10 protein-coding genes are annotated in these 13,313 nt (G+C 57.5%); 2 read left to right on the forward strand and 8 right to left on the reverse strand.

The window, feature by feature from the left end; translation table 11 throughout:
• Positions 1-43 precede the first annotated feature (43 nt).
• The 5 genes from GUC22_RS03170 to GUC22_RS03190 form a co-directional block, all read right to left on the reverse strand.
• Positions 44-1,012, reverse strand: a complete 969-nt coding sequence (locus tag GUC22_RS03170; RefSeq protein ID WP_024358714.1) for a TerC family protein — start codon at positions 1,010-1,012, stop codon at positions 44-46.
• 250 nt (positions 1,013-1,262) lie between these two features.
• On the reverse strand, positions 1,263-2,252 hold the full coding sequence (locus GUC22_RS03175) for a Gfo/Idh/MocA family protein (RefSeq protein ID WP_024358713.1): 990 nt from the start codon (positions 2,250-2,252) through the stop codon (positions 1,263-1,265).
• A gap of 69 nt (positions 2,253-2,321) precedes the next feature.
• The gene (locus GUC22_RS03180; RefSeq protein ID WP_004135921.1) at positions 2,322-2,825 is read right to left on the reverse strand and encodes a M48 family metallopeptidase; all 504 of its coding nucleotides are present in this window, start codon (positions 2,823-2,825) and stop codon (positions 2,322-2,324) included.
• A 78-nt stretch (positions 2,826-2,903) separates the two neighbouring features.
• Entirely contained in the window at positions 2,904-4,547 is a 1,644-nt protein-coding gene (locus tag GUC22_RS03185; protein WP_154933183.1) for a glycoside hydrolase family 43 protein, read from the reverse strand.
• A 128-nt stretch (positions 4,548-4,675) separates the two neighbouring features.
• Positions 4,676-5,542: an AraC family transcriptional regulator gene (locus GUC22_RS03190; protein ID WP_154933185.1), complete on the reverse strand. Its 867-nt coding sequence runs from the start codon at positions 5,540-5,542 to the stop codon at positions 4,676-4,678.
• Positions 5,543-5,648: 106 nt separating this feature from the next.
• Between GUC22_RS03190 and GUC22_RS03195 the strand changes: the two genes are divergently transcribed.
• Together GUC22_RS03195 and rlmG are read left to right on the forward strand one after the other, a co-directional pair.
• Positions 5,649-6,992 (forward strand): glycoside-pentoside-hexuronide (GPH):cation symporter, encoded by a 1,344-nt coding sequence (locus tag GUC22_RS03195; protein WP_116944102.1) that lies wholly within the window; start codon positions 5,649-5,651, stop codon positions 6,990-6,992.
• Between the two features lie 104 nt (positions 6,993-7,096).
• Entirely contained in the window at positions 7,097-8,227 is a 1,131-nt protein-coding gene (gene rlmG / locus GUC22_RS03200) for a 23S rRNA (guanine(1835)-N(2))-methyltransferase RlmG (RefSeq protein WP_004135930.1), read from the forward strand.
• 74 nt (positions 8,228-8,301) lie between these two features.
• On the opposite strand, the gene GUC22_RS03205 is transcribed toward rlmG, so the two are convergent.
• The 3 genes from GUC22_RS03205 to lsrR all read right to left on the reverse strand — a co-directional run bounded on the left by GUC22_RS03205 (position 8,302) and on the right by lsrR (position 13,144).
• On the reverse strand, positions 8,302-10,323 hold the full coding sequence (locus tag GUC22_RS03205) for an NADPH-dependent 2,4-dienoyl-CoA reductase (protein WP_049133284.1): 2,022 nt from the start codon (positions 10,321-10,323) through the stop codon (positions 8,302-8,304).
• A gap of 219 nt (positions 10,324-10,542) precedes the next feature.
• Complete coding sequence (gene lsrK, locus GUC22_RS03210; RefSeq protein ID WP_154062923.1) at positions 10,543-12,135, reverse strand: autoinducer-2 kinase; 1,593 nt, start codon at positions 12,133-12,135, stop codon at positions 10,543-10,545.
• A gap of 37 nt (positions 12,136-12,172) precedes the next feature.
• Positions 12,173-13,144 carry a transcriptional regulator LsrR gene (gene lsrR, locus GUC22_RS03215; protein WP_024358708.1) on the reverse strand — a complete coding sequence of 324 codons (972 nt, stop codon included), beginning with the start codon at positions 13,142-13,144 and terminating at the stop codon, positions 12,173-12,175.
• Between the last annotated feature and the right edge of the window lie 169 nt (positions 13,145-13,313).

Here is a 13,313-nt window from a genome sequence, read left to right on the forward strand (position 1 = left end):
TTGCTGGCCGGATGAAAAGGGTCTTCACCCGGCCGTTCAGGCCTTACTGCAGCTGCTTTTTCTTATCGTGCTGCTTATTAACCCAGGCATTGATAAGCAGCGTCAACGTCAGAATTCCGCCAACCACGCCCAGCGAAATGCCGATGGGAATATGGTAAAAATCGACGATCAGCATTTTGATGCCGATAAATACCAGAATCACCGACAGGCCATACTTCAGCATTGAGAAGCGCTCCGCGACGCCCGCCAGCAGGAAATACATGGCGCGCAGGCCGAGAATCGCGAACAGGTTCGAGGTCAGCACGATAAACGGATCGGTGGTCACGGCGAAGATGGCGGGAATACTGTCCACGGCAAAGATAACGTCGCTCAGCTCAACCAGGATCAGTACCAGCAGCAGCGGCGTCGCGTAGAGCACGCCGTTTTGGCGGGTAAAGAAGCGCTCACCCTCGATTTTATCCGTCATGCGCAGATGATTACGGATCCAGCGCACCAGCGGTTTGTCGCCGATGCCGGAATCATCCTCTTTCGCCAGCGCCATCTTCACGCCGGTAAACAGCAGGAACGCGCCGAAGACGTAGAGCAGCCACTCGAACTGGGAAATCAGCCAACTGCCGGCGAAGATCATGATCGTTCGCAGTACGATCGCGCCCAGTACGCCGTAAACCAGCACTCTGCGCTGTAGCGCAGGCGGAACGGCAAAGTAGCTGAACAGCATCAGCCAGACGAAGACGTTATCCACCGCCAGCGCTTTCTCGATCAGATAGCCGGTGAGGAACGCCAGCGCTTGCGGGTCGGCCACGGCGCGACCTTCGGTCTGCACCAGATACCACCAGAAAGCGGCGTTAAACAACAGCGAGAGGGTAACCCAGAGAATGGACCAGCCAGCGGCCTGCCTCATGGTCATGCTATGCGCACCACGCCGTCCCTGCAGCAGCAGATCGATAGCCAACATGATGACCACGACCACTGCGAATCCGCCCCATAACAACGGTGTGCCGACAGTATTCATTACGATATTCCTTACATAAAAACAAAACGGCTGACGTCGGAAGACGGCAGCCGCTGCGCTTTTATGCATAGACCTCGCCTTCCGGCAAGGTCTCACTTACAACAAGAATCTGTTGCCCGGCGACCGGATGCGGTTTTTCACGCATCGTAATGACGATCGGCCGGCAAGGAAGTTACTCCCCTTTGCGCGTAACAAAGTATTACAGGTTATAAATGGCGTCAATGGAGGCCGACGGACCATTTACACAGCTTTACGCCACGGGTTGACTATCCGCCGGGAAGACCACGCCGGTCTGGCGACGAATTTCGCTCAGCAGCTTCGCCGTGATGCGGCTCACTTCCAGACCCGGATGAGCCACCTCGTTGGCTTCGACCAGACGAGCGAACTCCTCCGCTTCATACAGCATAGTATTGATATGCTGCGGCTGGGTGAGATCCTGAGATTTGCCGCCGCGCGGCACGAAGCAGACTTTCTGGCATTCGGAGATTTTTTCGATCACCAACGCGCCGGCTTCACCCTGGATTTCGCTCGGGATGGCGGAATCGCTTACCTTCGAGTGGTGCAGGGTGACATCAAAATCACCGTAGCTCAGAACGACCGTGCCCTGACCATCGACGCCGCTTTCCAGCAGGCTGGCGCTGGCGTGCACCGCGCGAGGCTCGCCCCACAGCGCCACCGCGGAGGCCAGGCAGTAAAAGCCGATGTCCATGATCGAGCCGTTAGAGAAGGCCGGATTGAAAGTATTGGGATTTTCGCCATCGAGATAGCGCTGATAGCGGGAAGAGTACTGGCAGTAGTTAATAAAGGCTTTGCGCAGCTTGCCGATCTTGTCAAACGACTGTTTAAGCAGCAGGAAGTTTGGCAGGCTGGCGGTTTTGAACGCTTCGAAGAGGACCACGTTATTTTCCCGCGCCGTTTTCATCGCGGCTTCGACTTCCTGCAGGTTCGAGGCCAGCGGTTTTTCGCAAATGACGTGCTTTTTATGGCGCAGAAACAGGCGGGTTTGCGGAAAGTGCAGCGAGTTAGGGCTGGCGATATAGACCGCGTCAACGTCAGGGCTCTGCGCTAAATCTTCCAGCGAAGTAAACAGGTGTTCGACGGGATAATCGCTGGCGAAGGCCTGAGCTTGCTCAAGGCTGCGGGAGTAGATGGCGGTGAGTTTATATTTGCCGGTTTCATGGGCGGCATCGACAAACTGCTTGGTTATCCAGTTTGTGCCAACAACTGCGAAACGTATCATAAACGTTGACGAACTCCGTAAAAGGGACCTTTCGTCACTGTAGCACGCCATCATGACAAAACCAGTGCGCTATGGCGCAGAACGCTCTAACGAAAGCTGGGTCAGCCACAGGCGGGTATCAAACTCCAGCTGATGGTACTGCGGCTCCATATGGCAGCACAGCTGATAGAACGCCTTGTTGTGCTCTTTTTCCTTCAGGTGCGCCAGCTCGTGCACCACGATCATCCGCAGAAAATCCTCCGGCGCATCGCGAAAGACGGTGGCGACGCGAATTTCGGCTTTAGCCTTCAGCTTGCCGCCCTGAACGCGGGAGATGGCGGTATGCAGGCCGAGCGCGTTGTTGAGCACGTGGATCTTGTTGTCGTACATCACCTTGTTGATCGGCGCCGCGCCGCGCAGATAGCGTGACTTCAGATCCTGGGTGTACTGATACAGCGCTTTATCGTTGTTGATATCGTGACCCTGCGGATAGCGCTTTTTCAGCACTTCGCCGAGACGGTTCTGTTTGATTAACGCGGTGACCTGCGCCAGCAGGGATTCAGGGTAGCCCTGGAGATAGGTTAAAGTGCTCATGCGGCCTGTTTGGGTCATTCAGCGACAACAGCCGGGGATTCTAGCACCCCGCGCGGGCAGGATGCCAGAAAGGCAGCGTTACTCGATTATCGCGTCTTCTACCGCCCGGTAGCTAAAGAAGTCAAACAGCGCCTCTTTACGATGCAGCATGCTATCCACGCAGGCCATGCCGACAAACGCGCCGGTAAACTCGCCGTAGCGGCTATATTCATCGGAAAAACGTGAGGTGTCGTAGACCGCGCCGATGTGTTGGTATTTTTCGCCATCGACGGACCACGAGCACCGTATCTCCCGGCCGTTAATAGCCATTGCCAGATAGACTTCCCCCGTCGCAAGGAGGATTTTCTGCGGGTCGTCGTGACGCTCGCCGTTATCCATATAAATGATGGCCAGCTGCGCTGCGCCGGAAGCTTCATCCCAGGTTTTATGCAAAAACAGATAGTTCATGTTGTCGTAGTAGAGCACCAGGCCAGCGCTGTGCTGATAAATCTCCGGGCTGAAATCCATCTTCGTGACGATAGTGGCGTATACCGAGGTGAGCTTTTTCGCCAGCAGGCTAACTTTATTCAGCGAGCTCAGCGACTCCTGACCGCGTAAGGCAAGGTAGCCCGCTTTACGTTCAAGGCTGGTAAAGCGCTGAAAGCGGATCCGCGGCGCATAGAAGGCGTTATCCAGCGTTTGCCCATCAAAATCATCCCTGTCTGGTTTAGCCGGAAACGGCTGAGAAGGCAGATTCGACTCTTCCACCTGGTGCTGAGCGAGGTTTCCCCCGGCCGCCAGCCGCAGCCAGCCATCATCGCTCCATATCATCTTTTGTATCGCCGTCTCGCGGCCTAGCGGGCAGCGCAGCTCCTGGCGGAAGGGTCTGCTGCAAAGGTGGGTTAACCAGACTTCGCCCGTCGGGGTCTCGACGTAGCTGCCGTGCCCGGCTTTTTGCAGATAGGTTTGCGGATTGAAGTAGTGTGGTTTGAGATGGCCTGCGTCGTGGCGCTCGTTAAAATTCTCCGGCCAGGCGGTGACGATGGGGTTTTGCGGATCGCCTTCATAGGGGCCGGCGACCTGCGTTGCGCGCGCCATGGTGACCGCATGGCCGTAGCCGGTGCCGCCTTCGGCGACCATCAGGTAGTAATAATCGCCGCGGCGCGTCAAATGCGGTGCTTCAATACAGCCGCGATCGGTACCGCCGCGCCAGATTCGCTGCGGATAGCCGACAACGCGTTGCCTTTGCGGCGAATACTCCACCAGGCAAATGGCGCCCGGTTTTTCGTAACCTTCGCGGGTTTCCCACTCCAGTGAAACGATCCATTTTTTACCGTCGCTGTCGTGCAGGATAGAAGCATCGAACCCGGCAGAGTGGAGATAAACCGGCTCACTCCACGGGCCGGTGATTTCACTGGCGGTAATAAGATAGTTATCTACATCGAAATATCGCGAATTCATGGAATTCATCACGCCATAAATAATGTAGAATAAATTTTCCTCTTCACACCAGGTCAGGCTCGGTGCCCAAATACCTTTGGCGGAGGGCAGCTTTTTTAAATCCGGATTATTATCATCGGTAAGAACGTGGGTGAGTAATTGCCAATGTTTAAGATCTCTCGAATGGTAAATCGGCAGGCCGGGAAACCATTCAAAGGAAGAGACCGCTACATAATAATCATCGCCGCGCCGACATATACTGGGGTCAGGATTAAAACCTCTAAACACAGGATTCTGAATCATCGTATTTACCCTTAATGCGCAAAATATAGCGATAATTGTAAATAGACGACAGCCCAGGAGATATATAGATTGTTTCTGTTTATATAATAAACGTCTACTTATCCGGTGATGTTGCTCACAAAAAAGAGTTATTTGTCCGCCCGACTGCCCACGGCAGCAGTACTTCTGACTTTGTGCCGGAAAGATTGCGGGGTATCGTTCATCATCTCTTTAAACTTGAGGCAGAAGTAGGCGCTGTCGGTGAAGCCGGCGCTTTGCGAGATATCGCTGATCTTCAGGTCGGTATTGGTCAGCAGGTTGATAGCGATATTGAGTTTGCGCAGCAGCATAAATTTCTTGAAGCTGATTCCAAAGGCGGATTTAAAGGTGCGGGAAAACCAGGATTTTGACCACCGGCAGCGGCAGGCGGCTTCTTCGGTCGTCATTTCAAAATTTTCATTTTTATCAATGGATTGAAGTAGTTCAATAAGCTCGCTGAGGTAGCGATGGTTGGTTCGTTCGGTAATGGGGACAGAATCTTTAAGGCTATTAAAAGCATGCAGCAGCACGCTTTGCATCAGGGAGCGAAACAGCGAATCGGAGAAGTCGCTGAACTCACCGCACCAGCTTAGCAGCAGCTCCAGGCGCTCGGCTTCCTCGCCGGAAAGGTAAGCGACCGCGCCGCAGTGGGCGGCGGGGAGCGACAGGTCGTATCCCTCGAGCCACTCTTTTTCGAATTGCATAAGATAACGCTTGTGGCTGGCGGCGGCCGGGAGCGTCATTTCATGGATCACTAAGGCGGGGACGAAAATCAGGGTATTGTTTTTTACCGTAAATTTCTCATCACCAATCGAATAGCTGCCCTCTGACTCTCTGAACCACATCAGCTCGTCCATCATATGAAAATGAGGGACTACGTTTATGCCGTTGAAATCATTTATGTTATCTACCCGCAGGGTAAATAGCTCACCGGCGCCCACGGGGATCTTTTCGAAAACGGGAGATTCGTCACTCATCGGGTACACTCTTCTTATATTTAACAGGATGATTTATACATAATCGGTAAGCCCTAAGCAATAACGTACAGAGGACAAATATTAACGATCTTCTGGCGGAGGCGCGATGAACACTGTCCGTATCAGTATTAAAGAAAAATTTAGCTATGGGTTAGGGGATACCGGCTGTAATTTAGTCTGGCAAACGGTCATGTTGTTTATGGCTTGGTTTTATACCGACGTATTTGGTTTAAGTCCGGCGCATATGGGGACCATGTTTCTGGCGGTAAGGGTATTAGACGCGGTGACCGATGTATTAATGGGGGCGGTGGCGGATCGTACCCGGACTAAATATGGGCAATTCCGTCCCTATATTTTATGGTTCGCGATTCCTTTTGGCGTACTTTGCTGCTTAACGTTTTATACGCCGGATTTTGGCTATACCGGCAAGCTAATTTATGCCTATGTTTCTTATACATTGTTATCTCTGGTGTATACGGCGATTAACGTTCCGTATTGCGCGATGATCAATAATATCTCTAACGATTCCCGCGAGCGCGTTTCGCTCCAGTCGTGGCGCTTTGCGCTCAGTACGCTCGGCGGTTTGATTGTCTCGCTCACCGCGCTGCCGCTGGTGGCCTGGCTGGGTCAGGGTAACGTGCAAAACGGCTATTTTTACACCATGATTGTGATGGGGTGCCTGAGCATCATCCTGTTCTTTATCTGCTTCGGCCTGACGAAAGAGCGCTACACCACGGATATCGCGGTCAATAACCAAAGCAGCATTCTTGATGATCTGAAAACCCTGATCGCCAACAAGGACTGGCGCATTCTGTTCGCGCTCAACGTCGTTAACCTGATTGCGGTGCTGTTTAAAGGCGGGACCACGCTCTATTACGTCAACAACATTATGGGGCGGGCGGATCTGGGCAGCCTGCTGCTGACCACCACCCTGGCTTCCGGCGTGCTGGGGGCGATGCTCTCTCCGTTTATCTTTAAAAATATTGATAAAGTGAGAGGGTTTAAAATCTCGATGGCCATCGAGGCGGCGCTGCTGATAGGCATGTACTTCGTCCCGGCGGGGAACGTGGCCGCTATCTTTGCGCTGGTGATTATCATCAATATTATTCAGCTGGCCGCTACGCCGCTGCAGTGGAGCATGCTGTCCGATATTATCGATGCGGAAGAAAAACGCAGCGGTAAAAAGCTCAGCGGGATCGTTTTTTCAACAAACCTGTTTGCCATCAAGCTGGGGATCGCCATCGGCGGCGCGCTGGTGGGCTATATGCTGGCATGGGGCGATTACGTTGGCGGCGCAGCGCAGCAAACCGACTCCGCGCTGCAGATGATCAAGCTGCTGTTCACCGTCTTCCCCGGCGTGCTGGTGGCGCTGCTGGTGGTCATCATGAGCAAGTACAGCCTGGACGATAAGCGCCTGTCACGCCTGGCGCAGGACTACCTCCCGGCGTAACGGACTGTGGCCCGGAAGAAGGAGATAATCGGCGCATCTCTATTCTACTGGGCGAAGTTTGCGTATAAACTCGCGGGTTTTAGTGTTCCGGAGGCACAGAGGCGATGAGCCAGGTAGAGTTAAACGGTGAGTTATTCACATTAGAGCGGTTCCCGCCAAATGCTGAAGAGGAAGCGCTTCAGGCGTGGGAAGCGGCGGATGAATATCTGCTGCAACAGGTGAATGACGTCGACGGCCTGACGCTCATTTTCAATGACAGCTTCGGCGCGCTGGGCTGTGCGCTCGCGGAACGCAACCCGGTCAGCATCAACGATTCCTACATATCAGAGCTGGCGACCCGCTACAACCTGCGGATGAACGGTATTGATGAAGAGAGCGTACGTTTTCAGGATCCCCTGAGCGAACTGCCTGCGGCACCGGCGCTGGTGCTCATTAAGGTGCCGAAACAGCTGGCGCTGCTGGAGCAGCAGCTGCGCGCTCTGCGCGAAGTTGTCACGCCGGAAACCCGCATTGTTGCCGCCGCGAAAGCGCGGGATGTCCACAATTCCACCCTGGCGCTGTTTGAGAAGATTCTCGGCACCACCACCACATCGCTGGCATGGAAAAAGGCGCGGCTGATTTTCTGTACCTTTACCGCGCCTGAGGTGGCCGATGCGCCGCAGACCTATAGCTGGCAACTGGACGGTACGCCGTGGACGATCCACAACCACGCCAACGTGTTCGCCCGCAGCGGCCTGGATATTGGCGCGCGCTTCTTCCTGGAACATCTGCCGGCAAATATTGAAGGCGAGATCGCCGATCTCGGCTGCGGCAACGGCGTGATTGGCCTGAAAGCGCTGGCCTTAAACCCGGACGCCCGGGTGATGTTCACCGATGAGTCCTATATGGCGGTGGCCTCCAGCCGGCTGAACGTTGAAACCAACCTGCCGGATGACATCGAGCGCTGCGAGTTTGTGGTGAATAACGCGTTGTCCGATATTGAGCCGGACCGTTTCGCCGCGATCCTCTGTAACCCGCCGTTCCACCAGCAGCATGCGATCACCGATCATATTGCCTGGCAGATGTTTAACGACGCCCGCCGCAGCCTGAAGTACGGCGGCGAATTGTACGTTGTCGGCAACCGCCACCTCGATTATTTCCGCAAGCTGAAGCGCGCGTTCGGTAACTGCACGACGATCGCCACCAATAATAAATTTGTGGTGTTGAAAGCGACAAAGGTGCGCAAGCAGCGCTAAGCCTTATCGGCTTCCCCGGTTTCCCCGGCTTGCGGCTGACGCCTTAGCCGGGCTACCGGTCGGGTTTTCTTTCCCTAAATTGACAGCGCCAGCCGGGTGCCCTGGGCGATTGCCCGTCGGGCGTCCAGCTCCATCGCCACGTCGCAGCCGCCAATCAAATGCACCGTTTTACCCGCCGCCTGCAGCGGATCGGCCAGCTCGCGGCGGGGATCCTGACCGGCGCAGATAATCACATGATCAACGTTAAGCACCTGAGATTCGCCGCCGATCGTCACATGTAAGCCGGCATCATCGATCCGTTGATAGCCGACGCCGGGGATCATTTTGACGCCGCGGGCCAGCAGGGTGGCGCGGTGGATCCAGCCGGTGGTTTTCCCCAGCCCGTCGCCGGGTTTGCTGGCTTTGCGCTGGAGCATCACTATCTGGCGCGGACTTTTCGCTAATTGCATCCCTTCCGGGCGCAGTCCGCCCGCGGTCTGCAGGGTGGTATCAATCCCCCATTCGGCGCAGAACTCGCCGATATTCTGGCTGGTGGCGATACCAGACTGGCTGAGGTACATGGCGGTATCAAAGCCGATCCCGCCGCAGCCGATAATCGCCACCTTCTCGCCGACCGGCGCTTTATCGCGCAGGACATCGAGATAGCTCAGCACCTTAGGATGTTCGATTCCCTCGATATTCGGCATCCGCGGGGCGATCCCGGTGGCGAGGATGACCTCATCAAATGCCAGCAGATCGTCCGCGGTCGCCAGAGTTTCCAGCCGCAGCGCGACGCCGGTAAGATCCAGCATTCGGCGGTAATAGCGCAGGGTTTCGTAGAACTCCTCTTTGCCGGGGATCTGTTTGGCGATATTAAACTGGCCGCCAATCTCGCGGTGACCATCAAACAGGGTAACCTGATGCCCGCGCGAGGCGGCGTTAACGGCAAAGGCCAGCCCGGCAGGACCGGCGCCGACTACCGCCAACCGCTTCGGTGTGGTCGCAGGCGCTATCGGCATCAGGGTTTCATGGCAGGCGCGCGGATTGACCAGGCACGAGGTGACTTTACCGGCGAAGATCCGATCAAGACAGGCCTGATTACAGCCGATGCAGGTATTGATCTCATCCGCCCGTCCGCTCTGCGCTTTAGAGAGAAATTCGCTATCGGCGAGAAAAGGGCGGGCCATCGAGACCATGTCGGCGTCTCCGCGGGCCAGGATCGCTTCCGCCACGGCGGGATCGTTAATCCGGTTGGTGGTGACCAGCGGGATCGACACCGCGCCCTTCAGCTTGCGGGTGACCCAGCTAAACGCGCCGCGCGGTACCGGGGTGGCGATGGTGGGAATGCGCGCCTCGTGCCAGCCGATACCGGTATTGATAATCGTTGCCCCGGCGGCCTCAATGGCTTTTGCCAGCTCGGTGACTTCCGCCAGGGTGCTGCCGCCGCTGACCAGATCGAGCATCGACAAGCGGTAGATAATAATAAAGTCGCTGCCTGCGCGTTCCCGCACGGCTCTGACCACCTCGATGGCAAAACGCATGCGTCGGGCGTAGTCGCCGCCCCACCGGTCGTCGCGCAGGTTGGTGCGCGCGGCAAGGAATTCGTTAATCAGGTAGCCTTCCGAACCCATCACTTCGACGCCGTCGTACCCGGCTTCCCGCGCCAGCTGGGCGCAGCGGGCAAAATCATCGATCAGCTGCAGGATCTCTTCGTGGCTCAGCGCGTGAGGCGTAAAGGGGTTGATCGGCGCCTGCAGCGCGGAAGGAGCCACCAGCTTCGGCTGGTAGCTGTAGCGCCCGGTATGCAGGATCTGCAGCGCAATCTTACCGCCCTCCTCGTGTACCGCATCGGTAATATGGCGATGGTGGGAGAGATGGCTGGCGTCGTTCAGCACCGCGCCGCCCGCCATGGTGACGCCGGAAGGGGCGGGGGCAATTCCGCCGGTGACGATCAGCGCCACCCCGTGGCGGGCGCGCTCGGCGTAAAAAGCCGCCAGCCGCTGCGCGCCGTCCGGGAGCTCCTCCAGGCCAGTATGCATCGAGCCCATCAACACGCGGTTTTTGAGCGTTGTGAACCCCAGGTCAAGCGGGGCGAAAAGCGACGGGTAGCGGCTCATAATTTCTTCCAGTGTAAAATTATTGTTATGTGGTCGGATGAGTTACTAATTTAGCCGTCGCGGGCAAAAAGGGAAAAGGGGAGTGCGGCGATTGTGATGGGATTCAAAGAACGGCGAAAGGTTCCCCTTCCTCCTCTCCCACAGGAAGAGGAGGAAGGGCGGAATGGCGCCGGTGGCCAGATAAGTCCGGACTGTTCTCCTCTTCTTTTGGGGAGAGGGTTAGGGCGAGGGGACAACAGGAGCACGGCGCGCCAGCCCCGGCGCCTGCCACATTGAGGTCGTTAATCCGCTATCCACCAGACCGAGCTGCTCGGCGTACACCGACTGCCATTTGGCCATCATCTCCTGATACAGCTCGCGGTGCGCCGGATTGGGCGTAAATTCCCGATGCCAGCTCACCAGCTTCTCGCCGGTCGCCGCCATATCGCTGTACAACCCGGCGCCAGCCCCGGCAGCGATCGCGCAGCCCAGCGCCGTCGCCTCGCGCACCTCCGGCACCCGTACCGGCAGGCCGGTGACGTCGCTGAGGATCTGGCTCCACAGCGCCCCTTTCGAGCCGCCGCCGGCGAAAACCAGGCCGTCAAACTTCACGCCGGAAAACTGTGAAATTTGCGCCAGGTTACAGGCGGAGACAATCGCCGCGTTCTCTTCCAGCGCGCGGAAAAGGGTGGCTTTATTGCATTTTTCCGGGTCGATGGAGAGGTTAATAAACGACGGCGCGGCGTGGTACCACTGCTTAAAGTGCATGGCGTCAGAGAAGATCGGCATCACCCCGTGGGAACCCGCCGGCACGCGGCTGGCCATCTCTTCCAGCAGGCTGTAGGCGTCGACGCCGAGGCGTTCGGCAATCAGCTTCTCCTCCGCGCAGAAGGCATCGCGAAACCAGCGCATGGTCAGGCCGGTGAAGAAGCTGATGGACTCCGCCTGCGCCATACCGGGAATGACGTGCGGGTTAACGCGAATATTCATCTCCGGATCGGTGCGCACTTCCGGCAGGTTCACCACCTGCTGCCAGAAGGTGCCGCCAAGCACTGCCGTCTGTCCGGCGCGCACCACGCCTAGCCCGAGGCAGCCGAGCTGGACATCGCCGCCGCCCATCACCACAGGGGTACCGGCGCGCAGCCCGCTTTGCGTCGCTGCCGCGTCGGTCACCGCGCCCAGAATGGTGCCAGTCTCTTTGACCGGCGAAAGAATATCGGCCCGCAGTCCGGCCATATCCAGCAGCGCCGGCCGCCAGTCGCGGCTGAACAGGTCGAGCATGCCGGTGGTCCCGGCGTTAGAGGGGTCGACCGCCAGCTCGCCGGAAAGCTTCGCCGCCAGCCAGTCGCTGATCATGGTGATGGTCGCCGCGCTGCGGTAAATATCCGGGCGATGATGGGCCAGCCACAGCAGGCGCGGCATGGCGCTTAGCGCCAGGGTCTGCCCCGACACGCCGTACACTTCCGATTCAAAACGGTCGTCGTGGATCTCTTTGAGCTCCGCCACCTCGCGGCTGGCGCGGGCGTCAACGTTGGCGCAGGCCCAGATGGCCTCGCCGTTGCGGTCGTAAAGCACGATGCCTTCGCGCATGGAGCAGCAGGCGACGGACTGAATATCCGCCGCAGAGAGATGGGCGGCGGCCAGCGCCTGACGGATACACTGGCAGGCCAGCTGCCAGTTGGTGGTGAGATCGAATTCCATCGAGCCGGGGACATTGTCCACGCTCAGGTGTTTCCATTCGGCCTGGCCGACCGCAATCTGGCGGCCGTTGAGATCGAAAATCACCGCCCGGATGCTGCCGGTCCCGGCATCTAACGCTAACAGGTAACTCATGACATGCGCCTCGCTCGTGTTGCGCGGCGCAAGGCCGTTATGAGGCCAGCGTAAGCACCGCGCGTGCTGTTGTCTCTTCCGTTACCAGGCCATTAATCCGCTTGCCGATCAGGGCCGCGTAAATCGCCTGCGCTTTTTCTTCTCCCCCGGCGACGCCAACGATGGTTGGCAGCTGCGCCAGTTCATCAAGGGTGACGCCGAGCAGTTCCCGATGGATCTCCAGCCCTTCGACCGGTTTGCCGTCGGCCTGCAGGAAATAACCTAAAATGTCGCCTACCGCGCCTTTGCGGGCGTACATCAGTTGTTCACCCTCGCTGATATAGCCGGAGCGCAGGATGGTGGCGTCGCGGCGCTGATCGATGGCGCCGATGCCCACCACCGCCGCATCCGCCGCCGTGGCGGCGAGGATCACGTCGCGTACGCTCGCTTCCCGGCGCAGTATCTCCGCTACATCTGCCGATGACACCCTGAGCGGCGCGGGGATCATGCTGACGCTACAGGCGGCATCCAGCTGGCCAATGCCGGTCATATACGGGCCCACGCCGCCGGAAAGCGTCACCAGCCGAACCTGCTGGGAGCCGATAAACCCGCTCAGGTGCTGCAGGCAGCTCATGGTCGCCTCGCCAAAGCCCACCGCCAGCAGCTGTCCCGGCTCCAGCACGCCCATTAACGATTGCGCCGCGCCAATCCCCAGGCGGGTGTTCATCGGGGGCGTATTCAGCGCCGGCAGCACGCGGGCGATTTTCAGGCCGAAGCGCTGCTGAAGTTCGGTTTCCAGCGCCAGGCAGCCTTCATAGCGCGAGTTAATCTGGACGCGGATCACCCCCGACTGGCGGCCCTTCTCCAGCAGGCGGGAGATCTTTAACCGCGGCAGTCCTAAACGCTCGCCGATGTCGTTCTGCGTCAGGCCGTCGTGGTAGTAACACCACGCCACCCGCGCCACCAGCTCCTCCTCGGCTAACGCCAGCCCGGCGTAGCGGCTCTCTTCCGTAATGCGTTTTTCGCTCATAAAGTGAACTCTTATAAAAATTTAGATCATATGTTCGTTGTTGCGCGGTCGGAAAATGTGAGCCGACTGGCAAAACCGATCTTTCGTTGTTCGCTGGTTTTATTCAAACGATCGAAAGCATAAAACTGTGATCGCTGCACGGTTGTAAATATAGTTCACCGTCTACGCT

It is taken from the genome of Klebsiella sp. MPUS7, assembly GCF_009905335.1.
Lineage (GTDB): Bacteria > Pseudomonadota > Gammaproteobacteria > Enterobacterales > Enterobacteriaceae > Klebsiella > Klebsiella grimontii.